The sequence below is a fragment of the Pedococcus sp. P2_E2 genome, assembly GCF_056403955.1.
Map to the genome: position 1 here is coordinate 56,178 of NZ_JBFUEM010000007.1, position 21,305 is coordinate 77,482.

General features: G+C 70.4%; 20 protein-coding genes and 1 tRNA gene. 10 read left to right on the top strand and 11 right to left on the bottom strand.

The annotated features are described in order from the left end of the window. Nucleotides 1-63: 63 nt before the first annotated feature. Nucleotides 64-975 (top strand): alpha/beta fold hydrolase, encoded by a 912-nt coding sequence (locus tag AC1DWR_RS15705; RefSeq protein ID WP_477614571.1) that lies wholly within the window; start codon nt 64-66, stop codon nt 973-975. 47 nt (nt 976-1,022) lie between these two features. On the opposite strand, the gene AC1DWR_RS15710 is transcribed toward AC1DWR_RS15705, so the two are convergent. Genes AC1DWR_RS15710 through nth form a run of 3 tightly spaced genes read right to left on the bottom strand, consistent with a single transcriptional unit; the run spans nt 1,023 to nt 3,675 of the window. Further along, nucleotides 1,023-2,234: a MarP family serine protease gene (locus AC1DWR_RS15710; RefSeq protein WP_477614570.1), complete on the bottom strand. Its 1,212-nt coding sequence runs from the start codon at nt 2,232-2,234 to the stop codon at nt 1,023-1,025. Continuing rightward, entirely contained in the window at nt 2,234-2,929 is a 696-nt protein-coding gene (locus AC1DWR_RS15715) for an NUDIX hydrolase (protein ID WP_477614569.1), read from the bottom strand. Before AC1DWR_RS15715 ends, AC1DWR_RS15710 begins: the two co-directional genes overlap by 1 nt. Continuing rightward, nucleotides 2,926-3,675, bottom strand: coding sequence for an endonuclease III (gene nth, locus AC1DWR_RS15720; RefSeq protein ID WP_477614627.1), 750 nt, complete (start codon nt 3,673-3,675; stop codon nt 2,926-2,928). Before nth ends, AC1DWR_RS15715 begins: the two co-directional genes overlap by 4 nt. A gap of 120 nt (nt 3,676-3,795) precedes the next feature. On the opposite strand from nth, the gene AC1DWR_RS15725 reads away from it, so the two are divergent. Then, nucleotides 3,796-4,473, top strand: coding sequence for a Crp/Fnr family transcriptional regulator (locus AC1DWR_RS15725; RefSeq protein ID WP_477614568.1), 678 nt, complete (start codon nt 3,796-3,798; stop codon nt 4,471-4,473). A gap of 18 nt (nt 4,474-4,491) precedes the next feature. On the opposite strand, the gene AC1DWR_RS15730 is transcribed toward AC1DWR_RS15725, so the two are convergent. Genes AC1DWR_RS15730 through AC1DWR_RS15745 form a run of 4 tightly spaced genes read right to left on the bottom strand, consistent with a single transcriptional unit; the run spans nt 4,492 to nt 6,808 of the window. Next, nucleotides 4,492-5,310, bottom strand: a complete 819-nt coding sequence (locus AC1DWR_RS15730; protein ID WP_477614567.1) for an MBL fold metallo-hydrolase — start codon at nt 5,308-5,310, stop codon at nt 4,492-4,494. After that, entirely contained in the window at nt 5,307-6,170 is an 864-nt protein-coding gene (locus AC1DWR_RS15735; protein WP_477614566.1) for an NUDIX hydrolase, read from the bottom strand. Before AC1DWR_RS15735 ends, AC1DWR_RS15730 begins: the two co-directional genes overlap by 4 nt. Nucleotides 6,171-6,176: 6 nt before the next feature. After that, nucleotides 6,177-6,653 carry a RidA family protein gene (locus AC1DWR_RS15740; RefSeq protein ID WP_477614565.1) on the bottom strand — a complete coding sequence of 159 codons (477 nt, stop codon included), beginning with the start codon at nt 6,651-6,653 and terminating at the stop codon, nt 6,177-6,179. After that, nucleotides 6,653-6,808 (bottom strand): DUF4177 domain-containing protein, encoded by a 156-nt coding sequence (locus AC1DWR_RS15745; RefSeq protein WP_477614564.1) that lies wholly within the window; start codon nt 6,806-6,808, stop codon nt 6,653-6,655. The genes AC1DWR_RS15740 and AC1DWR_RS15745 overlap by 1 nt, the downstream gene beginning before the upstream one ends. Before the next feature lie 63 nt (nt 6,809-6,871). Between AC1DWR_RS15745 and AC1DWR_RS15750 the strand changes: the two genes are divergently transcribed. From AC1DWR_RS15750 to bagB, 3 genes are read left to right on the top strand one after another with little or no spacing between them, the layout of a single operon-like run. After that, a complete protein-coding gene (locus AC1DWR_RS15750; protein ID WP_477614563.1) occupies nt 6,872-7,639 on the top strand; it encodes an alpha/beta hydrolase family protein in 768 nt (255 codons plus the stop codon). Nucleotides 7,640-7,648: 9 nt separating this feature from the next. Beyond that, nucleotides 7,649-8,653 (top strand): ATPase BagA, encoded by a 1,005-nt coding sequence (gene bagA, locus AC1DWR_RS15755; RefSeq protein WP_477624746.1) that lies wholly within the window; start codon nt 7,649-7,651, stop codon nt 8,651-8,653. Beyond that, on the top strand, nt 8,653-9,885 hold the full coding sequence (gene bagB / locus AC1DWR_RS15760) for an ATPase BagB (protein ID WP_477614561.1): 1,233 nt from the start codon (nt 8,653-8,655) through the stop codon (nt 9,883-9,885). The genes bagA and bagB overlap by 1 nt, the downstream gene beginning before the upstream one ends. Before the next feature lie 104 nt (nt 9,886-9,989). Here the strand turns inward: bagB and AC1DWR_RS15765 are convergent, their stop codons facing one another. Next, nucleotides 9,990-10,325: a WhiB family transcriptional regulator gene (locus tag AC1DWR_RS15765; protein ID WP_477614560.1), complete on the bottom strand. Its 336-nt coding sequence runs from the start codon at nt 10,323-10,325 to the stop codon at nt 9,990-9,992. Between the two features lie 271 nt (nt 10,326-10,596). Between AC1DWR_RS15765 and AC1DWR_RS15770 the strand changes: the two genes are divergently transcribed. Next, entirely contained in the window at nt 10,597-13,038 is a 2,442-nt protein-coding gene (locus tag AC1DWR_RS15770; RefSeq protein ID WP_477614559.1) for a transglycosylase domain-containing protein, read from the top strand. A 76-nt stretch (nt 13,039-13,114) separates the two neighbouring features. On the opposite strand, the gene AC1DWR_RS15775 is transcribed toward AC1DWR_RS15770, so the two are convergent. Continuing rightward, nucleotides 13,115-13,579 (bottom strand): GatB/YqeY domain-containing protein, encoded by a 465-nt coding sequence (locus AC1DWR_RS15775; RefSeq protein ID WP_477614558.1) that lies wholly within the window; start codon nt 13,577-13,579, stop codon nt 13,115-13,117. A 110-nt stretch (nt 13,580-13,689) separates the two neighbouring features. On the opposite strand from AC1DWR_RS15775, the gene AC1DWR_RS15780 reads away from it, so the two are divergent. From AC1DWR_RS15780 to AC1DWR_RS15790, 3 genes are all read left to right on the top strand, one after another. Beyond that, on the top strand, nt 13,690-14,625 hold the full coding sequence (locus AC1DWR_RS15780; protein WP_477614557.1) for a metallophosphoesterase: 936 nt from the start codon (nt 13,690-13,692) through the stop codon (nt 14,623-14,625). Between the two features lie 103 nt (nt 14,626-14,728). Then, nucleotides 14,729-14,805, top strand: a tRNA-Pro gene (locus AC1DWR_RS15785). 197 nt (nt 14,806-15,002) lie between these two features. After that, a complete protein-coding gene (locus AC1DWR_RS15790; protein WP_477614556.1) occupies nt 15,003-15,560 on the top strand; it encodes a dihydrofolate reductase family protein in 558 nt (185 codons plus the stop codon). 92 nt (nt 15,561-15,652) lie between these two features. Here the strand turns inward: AC1DWR_RS15790 and AC1DWR_RS15795 are convergent, their stop codons facing one another. Both AC1DWR_RS15795 and AC1DWR_RS15800 read right to left on the bottom strand, forming a co-directional pair. Beyond that, on the bottom strand, nt 15,653-17,401 hold the full coding sequence (locus AC1DWR_RS15795) for a S8 family serine peptidase (RefSeq protein ID WP_477614555.1): 1,749 nt from the start codon (nt 17,399-17,401) through the stop codon (nt 15,653-15,655). Between the two features lie 139 nt (nt 17,402-17,540). After that, complete coding sequence (locus AC1DWR_RS15800; RefSeq protein WP_477614554.1) at nt 17,541-17,741, bottom strand: hypothetical protein; 201 nt, start codon at nt 17,739-17,741, stop codon at nt 17,541-17,543. A gap of 213 nt (nt 17,742-17,954) precedes the next feature. Between AC1DWR_RS15800 and AC1DWR_RS15805 the strand changes: the two genes are divergently transcribed. Beyond that, nucleotides 17,955-21,248: a S8 family serine peptidase gene (locus tag AC1DWR_RS15805; protein ID WP_477614553.1), complete on the top strand. Its 3,294-nt coding sequence runs from the start codon at nt 17,955-17,957 to the stop codon at nt 21,246-21,248. Nucleotides 21,249-21,305: the final 57 nt, after the last annotated feature.

Consider the following 21,305-nt stretch of genomic DNA (forward strand, 5'->3'; position numbering starts at 1 on the left):
TTTCGACCCGGCCAGCACGACACGCGACCCGCCCCCGTCACCAGCCGAACGGCATACCCAGTCATGAGTCTCGATGCCTCGATGGCCCTCATCGAGGGCCCGTGGGAGCACCGGTTCGTCGCAGCGAACGGTGCCCGCTTCCATGTCGCCGAGCAGGGTGAGGGGCCGGTCGTCCTGCTGCTGCACGGGTTCCCGCAGTTCTGGTGGGCCTGGCGGCACCAGATGCAGGCGCTCGCCGACGCCGGCTACCGGGCGTGCGCGATGGACCTGCGCGGCTACGGCGCGTCCGACAAGCCACCGCGCGGCTATGACACGCGCACGTCGGCCACCGACGTCGCCTCGGTGCTGCGCTCTCTCGGGGCCTCGCGCGCGGTCGTCGTCGGTCACGGGTGGGGCGGCTGGATCGCCTGGAGCATGCCGACCCTGCAGCCGACCGTCACCCGCGCCATCGCGTCGCTGTCGATGCCGCACCCGCTGGTGTTCCGCAGGGCGTCCTTCGCGAACCCCCGCCAGCTCAAGGCCAACGCCTACCTCGGCGGCCTGCAGCGGCCGTTCGTGCCGGAGCGCCAGATGACGGTGCACGGCGGCTACGTCCAGCGGCTGCTGCGCGAGTGGGCCTCACCCGAAGGCATCTGGCCCTCGCCCGAGGAGGCGCGGACCTACGCCGACGCGATGGCCCTGCCGTTCGTGGCGCACTCGGCGGCGGAGTACTACCGCTGGGTCGTCCGCAGCCAGATCCGCCCCGACGGCTGGCGGTTCGCCGCGAGGATGCGCACGACCATCACGCTCCCCGTGCTCCAGCTCCACGGCGAGCACGACCGGGCCGTGCTGCCCGACACGTCCAGCGACTCGGCGGACTACGTCACGGGTCCGTTCCAACGACACCTGGTGCCCGGAGCCGGCCACTTCCTGCCCGAAGAGGCTCCGGCGGTCGTCAACGACCACCTCTGCGCCTGGCTCGCCACCCTCCGCTGACCCGCTGACCCGCTGCCGCGCGGGAGCAGCGGGGTATGCCGCGTGGGTCAGCCGGCGACGCAGGCGCCGGTGTCGACCGGCGAGGCGGCGCCTGACGCTGCATCGAGGACCGGACGGGCCTCGTCCATGGTCAGGGCATAACCCGTCCTGGAGTCGTCCAGGGACTTGGCGAAGACCACGCCGACGACCCGGCCGTCCGAGGACAACAGCGGACCCCCGGAGTTGCCGGGCTGGATCTGGGCGAAGAGCGAGTAGACCTCACGACTGGTCCCCGGGCTGCCGTAGATGTCCGAACCCCGCGCGTCGACGACCTCGCGGACACGGGCCGCGTCGAGCCGGTAGGGCCCGTCCAGCGGGAAGCCGGCCACCACACCGCTGTCGCCGCGGGAGAGGTCCGGGCCCTGGCGCAGCGGCTCAGCGGGAAGGCCGGGCACCGAGAGCACGGCGAGGTCGCGTTTGGCGTCGAAGACGACGACCTTGCCGGTGTAGGACCGGCCGGTGCCGTGGATGCGCAGCGTGGCGCTCTCCATGCCGGCCACGACGTGGGCGTTGGTCACCACCCGCTCGCGGGCGACGACCCAGCCGCTGCCCTCCTGACCGCGGTTGCAGGCCGCCGCGACTCCGGTGATCTTGATGACTGAGGCCGCGGCGTCACGAACTCCGGCGGTCTGCGCCACGGACGGGTCCGGGGGCGCGACCGGCGCGATCCGCTCAGTCTCGAGCCCGTCGAACACCCGCGGGAATCCCTCGCGGTCGAGCACCTCACGGAACGATGCGAAGAGCCTCGACGTGCCGGGGGGCACCACGTTGTCGATGGTGCGCAGCACCCGGGACTCACCGATCGCCTTGGCGATGGGTGCCGGGGCGCCACCGCGCAGGGCGCCGGCGATGAACCACACGAGGATCGCTGCGGACAGCACGACGGCCACCGCTCCGAACGTCGCGTCGAACCACTGGGCCGGCTTGATCTTGAGCCGCGACCGAAGCGATCCGCCGATCGCCACGGCCACCGCCTGCCCGCTCGAGGCGAGGATGAACACGCCGGCGATGAGGACGACCGAACGCAGCAACGGTGACGACTCGAGCTCGGTCCAGTGGCCGATCGCCAATGGCAGCAGCCACATGGCGAGTGCACCGCCGAGGAAGAAGCCGGCGAGGGACAGCACGCTGACCACCAGACCCTGTCGGAAACCGGTGAGGCCGTAGCTGATGAAGAGCAGGATCAGGAGGTAGTCCAGGACGGTCAGTCCGAGGAACATCAGGCTCGGCCTTCCGTCGCGGTCTTGGTCAAGGCGTCCTGTGCCCCACCCGGCCGGGAGCGGTCGGGGAGTGGACGCTCAACGCTACGGTCCCACGGAACGGTCAAACCTCCGAAATCGAGCACAGCGGACAACAGCCCCGCGGTGAATCCCCACACGAAGAGGCCGTCGAACTCGAAACCCGGCCCTCGGTAGCCACTCGGGTGGGACACGGTGAACCGGGCTGCCGGGTCGAGCAGGTCGGCCAGGGGCGCCCGCACGGCCCGGTGCACCTCGACCGGGTCGACGGCATCGAGCGGCCCGGCCTCGCGCCACCACCCCAACACGGGCGTGACGACGAACCGGCGTGGGCTGAGGTAGATGTCAGGAAGGGTCGCCACCACGTCGATCGTCCCCGGGTCGATGCCCACCTCCTCCTGCGTCTCGCGCAGGGCGGCCGCGGCGGCCGAGGCGTCCGAGGGCTCGCGCTTGCCACCGGGGAAGGAGATGTCGCCGGGCTGGGTGCGCAGGGTGTGGGCGCGCTCGGTCAGCACGACGTCCTCGCCCTGGCCGTCGTCGGAGGGGCCGAACAGGATCATGACGCTGGAGCGCTGCCCGCCCTCGGGCGGCGGCGCGAACGTCTCGAAGTACCCCTCGTCGGCGGCCGCGATCGCGTCGCGGGCACGGTCCAGCCAAGCGGGTCGTGCCGTGGTCACGAGGCGGAGACCTCCGCCGCGGGTATGCCGCGTGGCTGCGGCGGCGCGGCACCGGGGGCGGGTGCCGCCGCGGCATACGGATTGGTCGCGCCCGGGGCGAGCTCGAACTTGAGCAGCTTGTCGGCCTTGACGGGGTCGGTCTCGCCGATGCCGTACGACGGGCACAGCCGCGCGACGGGACAGGCTCCACAGGCGGGCTTCTTGGCGTGGCAGGTGCGCCGGCCGTGGAAGATGAGGACGTGCGACAGCATCGTCCACTCCTTGCGCGGGATCAGCGCCCCGACGGCGTGCTCGACCTTGACCGGGTCGTCCTCGGCGGTCCAGCCGAACCGGCGGACCAGCCGCCCGAAGTGGGTGTCCACGGTGATGCCCGGGATGCCGAAGGCGTTGCCCAGCACGACGTTGGCCGTCTTGCGCCCCACGCCGGGCAGCGTGACGAGGTCCTTCATGCGCGGGGGGACCTCGCCGTCGAAGCGCTCGACGAGCTCGGCGCCGAGCTTCATCACCGAGCTGGTCTTGGCGCGGAAGAAGCCGGTCGGCTTGAGCAGCGTCTCCATCTCCTCGCGGTCGGCACCGGCGAGCGCGGCCGCGTCGGGGTAGCGCGCGAACAGCTGGGGCGTGACCTTGTTGACCATGACGTCGGTCGTCTGGGCGGACAGCACGGTCGCCACCAGGAGCTGGAGGGGGTTCTCGAAGTCGAGCTCGCAGTGGGCGTACGGGTAGTGCTCGTGGAGCGCCCGGTACATCCGCCGGGCACGCCTGGTGAGGGCGACGGGGGACTCTTCACGGGCGGCCGGCACAGGGGATCCAGACACCTCCACAGACTACGGGGCGGCGCGGACATCCGACGTGGCACACTGTCGCCCGTGGATCACGACGTGGTGAAGAAGGCCCCTCTGTTCGCTGCGCTGGACGACGAGGCGTCCTCGACGCTGATGGCCTCGATGACGCAGACCCGTCTCGAGCGCGGCGACGTGCTGTTCCACGAAGGCGACCAGGGCGACCGGCTCTACGTCATCCGTGAGGGCAAGGTCAAGCTCGGTCGCCGCAGCGCCGACGGCCGCGAGAACCTCGTGGCCATCCTCGGGCCCGGCGAGATGTTCGGCGAGCTGAGCCTGTTCGACCCGGGCCCGCGCACCATGACGGCGACCGCGGTGGCCGAGACCCAGCTGCTCGGCATCGGCAACGACGACCTCAACGGCCTGCTCGAGGGCCGCCCCAGCGTGGCGAAGGTCCTACTCGCGGCCCTGGCGAAGCGACTGCGGCGCACCAACGAGAACCTCGCGGACCTGGTCTTCACCGACGTGCCCGGCCGGGTCGCCAAGGCGCTGCTCGACCTGTCGGCCCGCTTCGGCCGTCCCGTCGAGGAAGGGGTGCTGGTCGCCCACGACCTCACCCAGGAGGAGCTGGCCCAGCTGGTCGGCGCCTCCCGCGAGACCGTCAACAAGGCCCTCGCCGACTTCGCGACCCGCGGGTGGCTGCGCCTCGAGGCCCGCGCAGTGCTGCTGCTCGACGTCGAGCGCCTCCAGCGTCGCGCCCGCTGACTCCGAGCGCCCGGTGACTCAGCGCAGGTAGTCCAACTGGGCTGCCACGCTCTGAGCCGCTGCYGGCCAGACCTCCCGGGGCACGTCGGCATACACCCGCTCGACCACGGCCTGGACCACGTCCGGCGCCTCCGCCGCTCCGTCAGCCAGCGCCTGCCGCACCTGCTCCAGCCGTTCGGCGCGGTGGGTGCGGTAGAACGCGACCATCGCCGCGGCGTCCGGCACGACCGGCCCGTGCCCGGGGAGGATCGCGGTGACCTCCCCGTCGCCGGTCAGGCGGGCGATGCGCTCCAACGACGCGAGGTATGCCGCCAGCTCACCATCGGGGTGCGCCACCACCGTGGTGCCGCGGCCCAGGACGGTGTCGCCGGTGAGCAGCGCATGGTCGGCTGCCAGGGCGAAGGACAACGAGTCGGAGGTGTGACCGGGGGTCGCGACGACCCGCAGCTCGAGGCCGCCGGCCGTGACGAGGTCACCGTCGGCGAGGTCGTCGTGCCCGCGCCCGACCGCCCGGGTCGGGGCACCAGTGAGCTCTGCGAAGCGGCCCGCACCTTCGGCGTGGTCGGCGTGACCGTGCGTGAGGATCGTCTGGGCGACCCGGGCCCCGCGGGCCGACACGGCCTCGACGACCGCCTGCAGGTGGCCCTCGTCGAGCGGGCCGGGGTCGATGACGACCGCATCGGTGGCACCGGGCTCGAGCAGCACCCAGGTGTTGGTCCCGTCGAGGGTCATCGGGCTGGGGTTCGGGCACAGGACACACAGGGCACGTTCGGTGACCTGACCGCCGTGCCAGTCGCCGAACGCCGCCGACGGAGCAGGCGGCTGCGCCAGGCTCATCGCGGGAGTTCCGCCCGCATCACCAGGCCGTCGCCGGTGTCGACCAGCTCGGGCTGCACGGGGGCGATCACGGGACGTTCGGCGATGAACTCCGCGGCCGACGTCGCGGCGGCGACCTCTTCGACGGCCACGACGGTGGGCGGCAGCATCAGGGCGGCGCCGTCCTGCCAGGCTCGCAAGAGGTCCGCAGGGCGGACCCAGTCTGCGACGTCCGCCTCCGTGGTGTCGTCGTCGGCACGCTGGCCCTGCGGGACGGCCGCGCTGAAAAACCGGGTGTCATAGCGCCGCACCTCGAACTCGGGGGTGACCCAGTGGGCGCGGTAGCCGAGCAGGTCGGACCGCAGCAGCAGGTCGTGCTCGCGCAGCACCTCGGACAGCGAGGCCTCGCGCTGGAGCAGGCGTCGGCGCTGCTCGTGCCAGTGCGCCCCGCTGACGTCGGCGATCACCCGGTCGGGCGTCGGACCGGCCAGCAGGACCCCGCACTCCTCGAAGACCTCGCGGACCGCAGCCGCCACGAGCACCCGAGCCGTCGCCTCGTCCACGTCGAGCCGCGCCGCCCACTCGGCCGGCGTCGGTCCGGCCCACGGCAGACCGGGGTCGGCGTCGCGCGGGTCGACCCCGCCACCGGGGAACACCATCATCCGCGGGGCGAACTCCATCGTCGCGACCCGGCGCAGCATGAAGACCTCGACCCCCGAGTCACCGTCGGAGGCCCAGTCGCGCACGAACATGACCGTGGCGGCCCGCTTGGGCACCACCGGGCCGTCGGGCGAGGGCGCACTCAGCCAGGAGTCCGCCCTGGCCCGGAGCGATGGTGAGTCGGCGATCGGGAACTCGCGCCTGACCAAGCGCCGGACCACCCGGGACTACTCGTCGGCGAGGGCGACGACGATCTCGACCTCGACGGGGGCGTCCAGGGGGAGCACGGCGACCCCGACGGCCGACCGGGCGTGGATGCCCGCGTCGCCGAAGGCCTTGCCCATCAGCTCGCTGGCGCCGTTGATGACGCCGGGCTGACCGGTGAAGGACGGGTCGGAGGCGACGAACCCGACCAGCTTGACCACCTGGGCCACCTTGTCGAGGTCGCCCACGATGCTCTTGACCGCGGCGATGGCGTTGAGCGCACAGATCTCCGCCAGCTTCTTCGCGTCCTCCGGCGGCACGAGGCCGTGGCCCTCGCCGACCTTGCCGGTCTGCACGATGGCACCGGAGACCATGGGCAGCTGCCCGGAGGTGTAGATCCGGCGCCCGTCCTGGATCGCGGGGACGTAGGCGGCCACCGGCTTGGCGACGTCGGGAACGGTCAGGCCGAGCTCGGCCAGACGATCTTCAACTGCACTCATCAGGCTCTCTCCCGCTTCAGGTAGGCGACCAGGCCGTTGCCGTCGGGACCGGTGAGGACCTGGACGAGCTCCCAGCCGTCCTCACCCCACTGGTCGAGGATCTGCTTGGTGGCGTGGACGATGAGCGGCACCGTCGCGTACTCCCATTTCTGCATGTCCCGCAGCCTATCCCCGTGATGACCGGGCGCCGACGGGCAGGAGTGCACGAGGATGGCCCCATGGCCACCCACCGCGACCCCAGCCAGGTGCTCGACGAGGTGGCCGCGCCCCCCACGCGCACGACAGCCTACGGCGACGATCCCGCGCAGGTGTACGACGTGCGCCTGCCCGACCGGGTCACCCGCGGCCTCACGGTGGTCGTCGTGCACGGCGGGTTCTGGCGTCCCGAGTACGACCGCACCCATGCCGGTCGGCAGGCCCAGGCGTTCGCGGATGCGGGCTACGCGACAGCCGTCGTCGAGTACCGCCGGCCGGGCATGCCCGGTGGCGGGTGGCCGGGCACCGCTGACGACGTCGCCGCCGCCATCACCGCCGTGCGCCGCGACCCCGACCTGGGCCACCCGCCGGTGCTGGTCGGCCACTCCGCGGGTGGCCAGCTCGTCGCCTGGGCCGCCGCCCAGCCGTGGGCCCACGGCCTGCGCGGCATCGTGAGCCTCGCGGGCGTCCTCGACCTCGGCCACGGCGCCGAGACCGGCGTGGGCGACACCGCCATCACCGACTTCCTCGGTGGATACCCCACGGACGCCCCGGATGCCTACGCCGCGGCCGACCCCGTCAGGCTCGCACCCGGCATACCTGCGCTGTTGGTGCATGCGCGCGACGACGACGTGGTGCCCTTCGACCAGAGCGAGCGGTATGCCGCGGCCCACCACGCGCCGAACGTGCGCCTCACGCCGGTGAACAGTGGCGGGCACTACGGGCTGATCGACCCGGAGCACCCGGCGTTCGCGCAGGTCCTCGCAGCGGTCGACCTGCTCGCCTCCTAGGCTGGCGACATGCCCGAGACCACCCACGACCTGTCCAAGGTCCGGCTCCACGTGGTCACCGGCAAGGGCGGCACGGGGAAGACCACGGTGGCTGCCGCGCTCGCGCTGGCCCTCACCCGGCAGGGCAAGCGGGTCCTGCTGGCCGAGGTCGAGRAACGCCAGGGGATCTCGCAGACGTTCGACGTGGCGCCCCTGGGGCACACCGAGACGCGCATCCTGACCGACCGCAGCGGCGGACAGCTGTGGGCGATCTCGATCGACGCGAAGGCCTCGCTGCGGGAGTACCTCCAGAAGTTCTACAAGGTCGGCAAGGCGATGACCGTGCTCGACCGGTTCGGCGCGGTCGACTTCGCCACGACGATCGCACCCGGGGTCCGTGACGTCCTGCTCATCGGCAAGGTCTACGAGGCCGCGGGGCGCCGCAGCGGGAAGGGTCCGACGGCTCCCGCCTACGACGCCGTGGTGCTCGACGCCCCGCCGACCGGGCGCGTGGTGCGGTTCCTCAACGTCAACGCCGAGGTCGCCGACGTCGCCAAGGTGGGTCCGATCCGCTCGCAGGCAGACTCGATCACCCGGATGCTCCGCAGCCACACCACCGCGGTCCACGTGGTCACACTGCTCGAGGAGATGCCCGTGCAGGAGACCGTCGACGCCCTGGCCGAGCTGCGCCGCACCGACCTCCCGCTGGGTGCCATCGTCGTCAACCAGCTGCGCGACCCGCTGCTGACCGACAAGGCCTTCAAGGCGGTGCGCGGCCGGCGGACCGCCAAGCTGGTCGAAGGGGTGGCCGCAGACCTGGCGGGCGTCGGCGTCCGCGTCACGAACGGCATGGTCGCGGGCCTGCTCGCCGACGGCGCCAACCATGCCGACCGGATCGCCCTCGAGCGCGAGCAGGACGCGATCCTCGAGGAAGAAGGCCGGCTCACGATCCGGCTCCCCTTCCTGGCGGAGGGCACCGAGGCCGGTGGCATCACGGTGCTGGCGCAGTCGCTGGACGAGCAGGGGATGGTCTGATGGCCTCGCGCACGCCCACCCGGACCACGCCCACCCGGGGCACGCCCACCCCGGGCAGAGCGGCCACGCTCGACCTGGCCGCTCTCCTGACCGACCCTCGGACGAGGATCGTCGTCTGCTGTGGAGCGGGTGGCGTCGGCAAGACCACGACCGCGGCCGCGCTGGGGCTGTGGGCGGCGGAGCACGGCCGCAAGGTCGTCGTCCTCACCATCGACCCGGCTCGTCGGCTCGCCCAGTCGCTGGGCCTGACCGAGCTCGACAACACGCCTCGTCCGGTGGCGGGGGTGCGGATGAACGGCGGTCCCGGCGACCCGGAGCCCGGCGGATCGCTCGACGCGATGATGCTCGACATGAAGCGCACCTTCGACGAGGTGGTCGAGCAGCACGCCACCCCTGACAAGGCCGCCCAGATCCTCGCGAACCCCTTCTACCAGGCGGTCTCCAGCTCGTTCGCGGGCACGCAGGAGTACATGGCGATGGAGAAGCTGGGACAGCTGCGAGCCGAGGCGGGCCGCGACGGCCGCTGGGACCTCATCATCGTGGACACGCCCCCGTCGCGGTCGGCGCTGGACTTCCTCGACGCACCCAAGCGGCTCGGCTCGTTCCTGGACGGCCGCTTCATCCGGCTCCTCTCCGCCCCTGCCAAGGCGGGTGGGCGCGCGGGTTTCAAGGTCTTCAGCGTCGGGGTCAACGTCGTGACCAACACCTTGTCAAAAGTGCTCGGCGGCCAGCTGCTCCAGGACGTGCAGACCTTCGTCGCGGCCCTCGACACGATGTTCGGTGGGTTCCGCGAGCGAGCCGACCAGACCTATGCGCTGCTCAAGAACTCGGAGACCGCGTTCGTCGTGGTCGCCGCCCCCGAGCGCGACGCGCTGCGCGAGGCCTCCTTCTTCGCCGGCCGCCTCGACGAGGAGGGTATGCCGCTCGCCGGGCTCGTCGTGAACCGGATCCAGCGCGTGGCCGCACCCACCCTGACGGCCTCACGAGCCCTGGCGGCCGCGGAGCAGCTCGCCGATGCCGACGACCCCTCCCCCACGGCGGCGACGGCCGAGGGCCTGCTCCGCCTGCACGCGTCCCTGGCCGAGACGGCGGCGCGACAGGAGCGGCTGGCCGCCCGGTTCACGGCTGGACACCCCGGCATACCGGTCGTCGAGGTCCCGGCGTCCGCGCAGGACATCCACGACCTCGACGGCCTGCGCGAGATCGCCGCTGCCCTGACCCGAACGCCCTGACCCGCACACCCCAGTCGCGCACACCCCTGACCCGCACACCCCAGACACGACAAAGTCCCTGGAACCGGGGGGATGGCCAGGGACTTTGTCGGGCTGTGAGGGAGTCAGGCGCTCTCGGCCTCGGCCGGGGTCTGGCTGCGGGCCTGGGCGAACAGTGCAGCCCAGGAAGAGATGTTGGGTCGGCGCTTGAGCAGCGCCCGACGCTCGCGCTCGGTCATCCCGCCCCAGACGCCGAACTCGGTGCGGTTGTCGAGGGCGTCCGCGAGGCACTCGGCGATGACCGGACACCGCTGGCAGACGACCTTGGCGGTCTGCTGCGCGGCCCCCTGGACGAACAAGGCATCAGGGTCGGACTTGGAGCAGGAGCCCATGGGCGCCCAGTCATCCATCCATGCCGTGCCGACAGCCTGTCCGCCCGGTCGCGCTGGTGCGATGGTCATCTCAGTGCCTCCAGATACTGCTGATTCAGACGCTTCACAGTGCGTCTTATGTCCGTATCGACGTTTGAAAACGATAGGAAGTAAAGGCACCTTCATGACATGGCCCATTCGTGTAGTTCTGCGATGGCCAAAGGGACTAGTCATTTCGAACCATGCCTTCCCTGCACGGAGGGGTGATGGCCAAACACGGCAAACGTCACGAGTGGGAGCAAATCGAAGCGCTCGTCGTCCGGAGCCGGGTTACCCCATGTTCGGCAGTTACCCTGTGGCCATGCACGAACGCGCCACCGACCTCGGAAAAGTTGTCAGCCTGCTCGGAGCCTTCGTCGCCACGGCGATGGTTGCGGGCATCTTGGCGGCCGGTCTGCTGATCCCCGCAGCCTTCGCCACGGGCCGCACGGCCACCGGTGGAGTGAAGATGTTCGACGACCTCCCGGGGGAGTTCACCGCCACCCAGCTGTCGCAGCAGTCCACGATCAAGGACGCGCGCGGCGGGATCCTGGCGACTCCCCAGCAGGAGAACCGGATCATCGTCAACCTCAAGGACGTCGCGCCGATCATGCAGAAGGCGCAGATCGCGATCGAGGACAGCCGCTTCTACGAGCACGGTGGCGTCGATCCCCGCGGCATCCTCCGCGCGGTGGCGTCCAACGCCCAGGGCGGTGACGTCCAGGGTGCCTCGACGCTGACCCAGCAGTACGTCAAGCTCACGCTGCAGGAGAACGCCCTGCGCAACAACGACGAGGAAGCCGCCCAGGCGGCGGTGCGCAAGAGCGCCTCTCGCAAGGTGCAGGAGATCAAGTACGCGGTCACCCTGGAGAAGGAGATGACCAAGGACCAGATCCTGCAGGGCTACCTCAACCTGGCCTACTACGGGGACCTGGCGTACGGCATCGAAGCCGCAGCCCAGCACTACTTCAGCGTCAGTGCCAAGAAGCTCAACCTCCCCCAGGCAGCCCTGCTGGCCGGCCTCGTCCAGAACCCGGGCAAGACCGACCCCCGCAACAACCCCGAGAAGGCCCAGGCCCGCCGCGACGTCGTCCTGGACCGGATGCGCGCCCTCAACATCATCACGGACAAGGAGCTCAAGGCCGCCAAGGCCATCCCGGTCCGCAAGATGCTCAAGCTGAAGAACCCGCTGAGCAACTGCGCCGCGTCGTCCGAGCCGTACTTCTGCAACTACGTCATGGCCTACCTCAAGGACACCAGCAACCACGCCCTGGACGCCCTCGGCAAGTCGGAGCCGGAGCGGATCAAGAACATCACCGGCGGTGGCCTCACCATCCAGACCACCCTCGACCCGGTCGTGCAGAAGATGGCGCTCAAGGAGCTGACCAAGCGCGTGCCGGTCGGCAACAAGGCGCTCCGGCGGGCCAAGGGCGACAAGTCCAAGAGTGGCAAGACGCAGTTCGTGGGCGCCGCGGCCAGCGTCGTGGCACCGGGGACCGGCCGGATCGTGGCCATGGTCCAGAACACCAGCTTCCCCAGGTCCAGCAAGGACACCAGCGTCTCCTACAACCAGGTGAACTTCAACGTGGACCGCAAGTACGGCGGCACGGTCGGCCAGCACTTCGGCTCCACCGCCAAGATGTACGCGATCGTCACGGCGTTGCAGAAGGGCATGTCGGTCAACGGCACCGTCCCGTCCAAGTACGCCAACACCAAGCGGCCGGCCGTCTACACCCCCCAGGAGCAAGGGTCGTGTGGCTCCCAGGTCCCGTGGGAGGTCCGCAACGACGAGTCGATCGGCGGCAAGCCGATCCCCTTCAAAACCGCCACCGCGAAGTCCGTCAACACGGCGTTCGCCTCACTGGTGCTCAAGCTGGGTGTGCCGAACGTCCGCAAGACGATGACGACGATGGGGCTGCACCAGGGCAGTGGCGCACAGATCGAGTGCTACCCCTCCCCCGTGACGCTCGGCTCGTCCGACGCGACCCCGCTGACCCTGGCCGCGTCCTACGCGACGCTCGCCGCGGACGGCAAGTACTGCCCGCCGAACCCCATCCTGTCGATCACCACCGCGGACAAGAAGCCGCTCAAGATCGGTGCCAATCCGTGCAAGCAGGTCATCGACAAGGACATTGCCCGCGGCACGACCGAGCTCCTCAAGGGCGTCATCAAGGACGGCACCGGTAAGGGCGCGTCCCTCGGCAGCCGGCCCGCCGCGGGCAAGACCGGAACCACGGAGGACAACGCCGAGGGCTGGTTCATCGGCTACACCGCCCAGCTCTCGACGGCGGTCTGGATCGGCACCCCCGACAGCCAGTCCAGCCTGCGCAACCTGACGCTCGGCGACCGCAGCTACGGCGACATCTTCGGTGGCACGCTGTCGGCCCCGACGTGGCGGGCGATCATGCTGGGAGCCTCCGAGGGGATGCCCGAGCGCCAGTTCGGCGAACCCAGCACCAAGGTGCTCAACGGCGATCGCATCGCGGTGCCGGTCGTGAGCGGCATGTCGGTCGCCGAGGCCAGCGCGCGGCTCAGGGAAGCCGGCTTCCTTGCCCAGATCGCCGGCCTGACCAACAGCGGACTCCCGCAGGGCGTGGTGGTCTACACCGACCCGAGCGGCACAGCCATCCGCGGGTCGACGGTCGGCCTCTACGTCTCCTCCGGTTTCGCCCCGATACCGAAGCCGACGAAGACCCCGGACCCGAAGCCGACCAAGCCCAGGAAGCCCGGCCCCGGGCCGGGCCAGACGCCGCCACCTCAGTGAGCAACGGGGCCCCTCACCACAGCGGTGAGGGGCCCCGTTCGTTCGGTATGCCGCGGAGCCCGCCCCGCGGCATACCTCAGGCTTTGGTGAGTGAGGCCTTGACGGCAGCGGCCACGCGGCCGCCGTCGGCGCGCCCTGCCACGACGCCCTGGGCGACCTTCATGACCTGGCCGAGCTGCGGCATACCGGTCGCGCCGGTCTGCTCGATGGCAGCGGCGACGATGGTCGTGAGCTCCTCGTCGGAGAGCTGGGCGGGCAGGTAGGCCTCGAGCACGAGGAGCTCGGCCTCCTCCTTGGCCGCGAGCTCGGGACGGGCCGCGCCGGCGTAGGCAGTCGCGGCCTCCTTGCGCTTCTTGGCCTCCTTGGCGAGGACCTTGAGGACCTCGTCGTCGCTGAGCTCACGGGCTTCGGTGCCGGAGACCTCTTCGTTGGTGATCGCGGTCAGCGCCAGGCGCAGGGTGCCCGAACGCACCTGGTCGCGCTGACGGATCGCGTCGGTGAGGTCGCTCTGGATGGTGGCCTTGAGGCTCTGCTCGGTCATGCAGCCAGTCTCTCAGGCGGGTGGTGGTCCGACCTACGGGGTTTCGTCGTGAAGGCAGGGAGCCTGCACGCATTTCGTGTGCGAGCAGGGCGTTTGCAAGGATGGCGGCGATGAACACGATCCTGGGGGCAGCAGCCGGCGTCGCCGCGCTCGGCGTGGCCGGTGTCGGCTATGCGAGCGTGGTGGAGCGGAACTGGTTCGCGCTGCGCCGGTTCACCGTGCCGGTCCTGGCTCCGGGCGCTCGTCCCCTGCGGATCCTCCAGATCTCCGACCTGCACCTCGTGCCCCGGCAGCGCCGTCGCATCGAGTGGGTGCGTGGGCTCGCGACGCTGTCACCCGATCTGGTCGTCAACTCCGGTGACAACCTCGCGGCGCTCGACGCAGTTCCGGGGGCGCTGCACGCGATGGAGCCGTTGTTCGCGTTCCCCGGCGTCTTCGTCATGGGCTCGAACGACTACTACGCGCCCGTCCCCAAGAATCCCGCTCGCTACCTCACGCGGCGCCACGCGGAGGCGCCGGCCAGCCTGGTGCACCTGCCCATCGAGGACCTGCGCGCGGGCCTGCGCGACGGTGGCTGGGTGGACCTCGACAACGTGCGGACGACGCTCACGGTGGCGGGCACCGAGGTCGAGCTGGTCGGCACGGACGACGCCCACATCCGCAAGGACAGGTATGCCGCGGTCGCCGGACCCGCATCCACCTCGGCTGCGCTGACCATCGGGGTCACGCACGCGCCGTACCAGCGGGTCCTGGACCCGATGGCGGCCGACGGTGCGCGGCTGCTGATCGCGGGGCACACCCACGGTGGGCAGCTCGCGCTGCCGTTCCACGGTGCGCTCGTGACCAACTGCGACCTGCCGACCGACCGCGCCAAGGGGGTCTCGCGGTGGTGGCCTGGGGCAGGTTCGGCGCCCTCCTCGGCGGCCCCGGCGGACGCCGCGTGGCTGCACGTGTCGGCCGGGCTGGGCACCTCGCCCTACGCACCCGTGCGGTTCGCCTGCCGCCCGGAAGCCAGTCTGCTGACCCTGGTGCCCGTCGGCTCCTGAGCAGGCCCCGGGCCGCCGGCATACCGATTGGGAGCGGCCGGGTGTGGTGGGCTATCCTTCACTGTCGCTGCTCCCGTCGAACTGGCGTGGGTGGCGATTGCCACGGGGTGTGGCGCAGCTTGGTAGCGCGCTTCGTTCGGGACGAAGAGGCCGCAGGTTCAAATCCTGTCACCCCGACCAACAAAACCGCAGGTCAGAGGCCCTCCGTCAGCACCGCGACGAGGGCCTTTGTCGTGCCTGAGTGCGTGCCTGAGTGACCAACTGGCTTCCACGGATCTCGAAGTCCGCCACCTCGGAGGCCGAGGTGGCTGCGAGACTTCTCATCGGCTGCGACCGCCGGTGACAACGCGCTGCGCGCATCAAGGGAGGTCAACGAGATGAGACCACTTCGCTACTCGATCAACGTCACCCTCGACGGCTGCTGCCACCACGAGGCAGGGCTCCCACCCGACGAGGAGTCGATGCGCTACTGGACCGCTGAGATACAACGAGCCGATGCCCTGCTCTTTGGCCGGGTGACCTACGAGATGATGGAGTCGGCGTGGCGGCAGCCGGCCACGGGCGGGTGGCCCGAGTGGATGGACGAGGTGCAGATCCCGTTCGCCGAGGCCATCGACCGGACCAAGAAGTACGTGGTGTCGAGCACGCTGAGCAGGGTCGACTGGAATGCGGAGCTGGTGCGAGGCGACCTGGGGGCGGCTGTTCAGCGGCTCAAGCAGGAGCCGGGTGAGGGCCTGTTCGTGGGTGGCGTGACCCTTCCCCTGGCGTTGGCAGATCTGGGACTGATCGACGAGTACGTGTTCGTGGTGCAGCCGGTCCTTGCCGGACACGGGCCGACGTTGCTCGCCGGTCTGCGCGAACGCATCCAGCTCGAGCTCGTGGATCGCCGTGAGTTCCGGTCGGGGGCCGTCGCCCTCCGATACCGGCCCAGGTGAGTTGGCGGCTTGACGTGACTTGTCCTGACCCAGAGAACGCAGAAGGCCCCGGCCATTGGGCCGGGGCCTTCCGCGTTGGACGAACTCCGTTGCTACTGCACCACTCCCAGGGCGTTGACGATCCCCGCGCCGTAGAAGGCGTTGAAGTCGTCGGTGCCGTTGCAGGTGGCGGTGTATGCGGCCGAGCGGCCCTCCTGCAGGTAGGACTGCACGCCGCCCGGCGGGCAGGCGTGGTTGGTGGCGGTGGCCATCATGAGCGAGGCCACTGCGTCAGGCGACATGGTCATGCCGCGGTTGCCGTCCACGGTGCCGTGGGCGCTGACCGCGAGGGCGGCGACGCCGGCGGCGTGCGGTGACGCCATCGAGGTGCCCTGCAGGAACTGGTAGTAGCCGCAGGCGGTGTTGGCGCCCTTGGTCACGCAGTCACGCTGGACGCCCGCTGCCAGGCCGTCCTCGTTGATGGTCCCGTCGGCGTCGACCAGACCCTCGGCCTGGAGCACGTGCAGCGGAGCCGTGGAGAGGATCAGGTTGCCGTTGGTGCGGTAGGTCGGGGTGCCGAAGCCGTCACGGAACCATCCGCCCGGAGCAGACACCTCGAGCTCACCGGACGTGAGGTCGGTGGCCCAGTTGGAGTAGTCCGACTTCTTGCCCGACGGGCCGAGTGCGGAGACGCCGATGACGTGCGGCCCCTCGACCGGCAGGTCCTTGCAGGTGGCGTTGTCGATGGTCCGCTCGTAGGGCGTGTTGTCCCAGGAGAGGGCCGGGTTGTCGTAGTCCGGGCTGGAGAAGTCGTGCCGCGGGCTCGAGATGTTGTCGTGGTCGTTGCCCAGGGCCGCGACCTGCGTCACTCCGTGGGCGTACGCGTAGTTGAGCGCACGCGTCATACCCTCGATGATGACCTGCTGGTCGGCCACCGCCGGAGCTGAGTCCTGCGGCGCACCGTTGGCGCAGTTGTAGAGCCACGGGTCGACGTAGAAGGACATGTTGACGACGTCGATGCCGGTGTCGCCGGAGTAGGTGAGCGCACTGGTCACCGGGCCGAGGAAGAAGTAGCCGCTGTCCTGGCCGCCGCGGACGTTGACCAGGGTGACGCCGGGGGCCACACCACTCACGCCGAGGCCGTTGAGGGCCGCGCCGATGGTGCCGGCGACGTGCGTGCCGTGCCCGTTGTCGTCCACATCAGCAGGGTCGACACAGCCCGCGTACTCACAGGGACCGTCGATGCCGACGATGTCCGTGGTGAAGTTCCGCGACTTGGCGAAGTCGAAGTTGGCCTTGAGGTCCGGGTGGTTGCCGTCCACACCGGTGTCGATGATGCCGACGGTGACGCGCTTGTCGCCGCTCTCGATGGCGTGGGCCGCGGAGCGGTTCAGCATGTCCATGCCCCACAACTGGTTGTCGAGGGGGTCCTCGCCGGACTTGCGCGCCTCGTGCTTGGCCTGCCCGGAGCCCTTCGTGGTCGAGGCGGCGGCGAGGTGCTCGCGCTCCACGGCGTCCTTGGACACGGCGCCCTGCGGAGTGGAGCCGATGGACACGTCGGACGCGACCCCCTTGACCCCGGAGATGGCGCCGGCGGAGGCGCGGAATGCACTGTCGCGTGACGTCACGCTGATCAGGCCGATCGCGGTGTTGGCCCGGGTGACGGTGGCTCCGGCGGCGCTGAGCTGGGCGGCGACGGCTGACGTCGACGCACCCGCGTCGAGCAGGACCACGTAGTTTGCCGCAGCACCGGCGGCGGTGACCGCCGTCGTCGCTGCCGAGGCTGTGGTCACTGCACCGGTGATTCCGGCCGCAACCATCGCCCCGGCGGTAGCCGTGGCGAGTAGGCGTCCTCTACGCATGGGTAACTCCCTTCGTGTGTCACGACCTCGTTGTCGCGCACGATTTGCAACCTACGACCCTTCGACGCCAGGCGGAAGATGCAGCGGGGGGACAGTGCACCGGGAGTGGTGGGCCCCTGCGGCTGGGCCGACGCCGTCGTCATCCGCCTCCACTGATGCCGTACGCGACGACACCCAGGAAGGCCACGAGCACGAGCAGGAGGACGGGGATACTCAGCGCGGTGGCCACCCAGCCCTGAACGTCAGCGAGGGCCATCAGATGTGGCGTGACCGCCACCAGTGCCACCACCACGGTCCACCCCTGCTCGGGGCGTTGACCGCGCTGGCGCCGCGTCGACACAACTCGACGATAGGGGCTGCGCGCCACACCGTCACACCTGGCAACGCACGTCGGCGCGGGGCGCTGACCAGCAGTTACTGACCAAGAATTTACCCATACCACCCATATCGCCGGCCACAACTCGGGTCACACTGACTCGGTTCGCCCCCGGCCAACCCGGGTGCGACGCCTGCAGCTCAGGAGGACCTGCAGGATGACTGAAGGGACACCACCGTGACCGGACGCATCACGCGCCGCGGCATCACGACGATCGCTGGGATCGCTGCGGCAGGACTTGTCGCAGCAGCAACCGCCCCCATGGCGGGCGCAGACCCCGGAGACCGCGTAGCCGGAAATGACAAGACCCCCACGGCCCAAACGGCCCAGGGCAAGATCAAGAAGCCGAAGGCGAACGACAAGCTCGGTCAGCACGACCGCGAGCTGCTCACCCGGGCCCAGGACAAGGGCACCCCGCGGGTGACCATCATGGTCGCCACCGGCAAGGGGCAGGCCACCGCAACCGCCAAGAGCATCAAGGCCGCCGGCGGCTGGGTCGCCAAGGTCAGCGACAAGTACGGCTACGTGAGCGCCAGCGTGCCGACCGGCAAGGTCGACGCGCTGGCCAAGTCCTCGTCCGTCCTCGCGGTCGACCTCAACGAGTCGATCCCGCTCCCCAAGCCCGAGGCGGAGCAGCCCGCCGGGGCAGCCCTGGCCGCGCCGCAGCCGGCACCTGGTGCGGGCACGCCGAACGACAACCCCTACATGCCGACCCGCGACATCGGCTCGATCGCCTTCAAGAACGCCCACACCACGTGGGACGGGCGGGGCATCACGATCGGTGTCATCGACTCGGGCGTCGACCTGGACCACCCGGCCCTGCAGACCACCAGCACCGGCGAGCGCAAGATCGTCGACTGGGTGACGGGCACCGACCCGCTGATCGAGAGCGACGGGTCCTGGCGCGCCATGCTCACGAGCGTGACCGGTCCCAGCTTCACCGTGGCCGGCGTCGCCGGCACGTGGACCTCGCCCGAGGGCACCTACAAGTTCCAGCGCGTGGCGGAGAGCATCTCGGCCAACGACGAGGCGGCCGGTGACTTCAACCGCGACGGTGACAAGACCGACCGCTGGGGCATCCTGTACAACGAGACCACCCACGACATCTGGGTCGACGCCAACCAGGACCAGACGTTCTCCGCCGCCGAGAAGATGCGGCCCTACAAGGAGCACTTCGACGTCGGCCACTTCGGCACGGACAACCCGGCCACGGCGATCGCCGAGTCGATGCCCTTCACCGTCGAGTACCGCGAGGACGTCGACCTTGCCCCCGCGGGCCTGCCCGGCCAGAAGGCCGACTTCGTCAACATCGGCGTCGTGGAGGCCGCCCACGGCACCCACGTCGCCGGCATCGCAGCCGGGCACAGCCTTTTCGGCGGAGCGATGGACGGTCAGGCGCCCGGCGCCAAGATCGTCTCGACCCGCGCCTGCTCGTGGGGCGGTGGCTGCACCGCCGTCGCGCTGACCGACGGCATGGTCGACCTCGCCGAGAAGCGCGGCGTCGACGTGATCAACATGTCGATCGGTGGCCTGCCTGCCCTCAACGACGGCAACAACGCCCGGGCCCGGCTCTACGACGCCATCATCGACGGCGGCGTCCAGCTGGTCATCTCGGCCGGCAACAGCGGCCCCGGCATCAACTCGATCGGTGACCCGTCGGTCGCCACGAAGGTCATCAGCGTCGCCTCCTCGGTGACGAAGGAGACCTGGCTGTCCAACTACGGCGCGGAGGTCTCGTCGGCCTTGGCACTGCACAACTACTCCTCGCGCGGCCCTCGTGAGGATGGTGGCTTCAAGCCCAACGTCATGGCCCCCGGGTCGGCGGTCTCCTCGATCCCGACCTGGCAGCCTGGTGGCGCCGTCCCCGAGACCGGCTACTCGCTGCCTCCGGGCTACGCGCACTTCAACGGCACGTCGATGGCTTCGCCGCAGACTGCCGGCGGCGTGGCACTGCTCCTGTCGGCTGCCAAGGCCACTGGTGTGGACGTGACCACCCGACAGCTGCGCGACTCGCTCTACAGCTCGGCCGACTACGCCACGAACGTCGAGGCCATCGGGCAGGGCGCCGGTCTGGTGGACATCCCCGGAGCCTGGGAGCTGCTCAAGACCAAGCCGTCCGCGCAGGACATCACGACGACGGCCCCGGTCTGCACCCCGCTCTCGGACCTCCTCGCGACGCCCAACGAGGGTCCGGGTGTCTTCAACCGCTGCGACGCAGCGCACGGCGGCCAGGTATCCGGCGAGACCAAGACCTACATCGTCAAGGCGACGCGCACGAGCGGAACCGGTGGCCGGGTGGCGCACAACCTGCGCCTCGTCGGCAACGACGGCACGTTCTCGCTGCCGACCACCAGCCGTCCGATGCCCAAGGGTGAGTCGGTCGACATCCCGGTGAAGGCCCGCACGAGCACCCCGGGTACGCACTCGGCGATCCTGGAGATCGACGACCCGGCGACCAAGGTCGTCGACCAGCGCGTGCTGCTCACCGTGGTCCTCTCGCAGGACCTGGCGGCACCGTCCTACGCGAAGTCCACGTCCGACTCCGTCGAGCGCAACCTCACCAAGAAGGTCTTCGTGACGGTCCCGCAGGGCGCCAAGGCCCTGCAGGTCAACCTGAGCGGTGTGCAGGCAGGTGGCCAGGTTCGCTGGATCGCCTTCAACCCGTATGGCGTTCCGGTCGAGTCGACGTCGTCGCTGGTGTGCTTCACCAACTTCAGCGACCCGTCGTGCAACAGCACCTCACGGAGCTATGCCAACCCGCTTCCCGGCATCTGGGAGCTGGAGGTCGAGGCCCGGCGCACCACGCCGACCCTCGCCAACCCGTTCACCATCGCCGCCGCGGTCCAGGGTGTGGTCGTCGACCCGGCGTCCCAGACCCTCGCCTCGGTGACGGCGGGCCAGCCGGCTCCCGTGTCGTGGACGGTGACGAACCAGTTCGGCCAGGTCAGTGCCACGCCTCAGGGTGGGGTCCTCGGCAGCGCGGTCTCCGGCCGCAACACGATCGCCAACCACGAGGTGAAGGAGTTCCAGGTCGTCGTGCCCGCGGGCGCCACTCGCCTCACGGCAACGATCGGGCGGCCGTCCGACCAGGGCGCCGACCTCGACCTGTTCGTCCTGCGCGGCGGCGCGATCGTCGCCCAGCAGGCCGACGGCGACTCCGAGGAGTCGGTGACCATCACCAACCCGGTGGCGGCCACCTACACCGTGCGGGTCGACGGTTACGCCGTACCGAGCGGCAGCACCCAGTACGACTACCTCGACGTGTTCTTCAGCCCGGCGCTGGGTTCGTTGACGGTCCCCGCGACCGCCCTCGACCTCGCCCCCGGTGCCTCGGCGCCGGTCTCGGGCCAGCTCACGGCGAACGCAGCACCCGCTGCCGGTCGTCAGCTCTTCGGTGAGATGCGCGTCCTCTCCGACCAGGGCGCGGTGCTCGGCACCGGCTCGGTCGTGGTCGGCTCCGTCACGCCGTAACCACCTCACCACTGGACCCCGCAGCCCTCGTGGCTGCGGGGTCCAGTGCTTTCTCGC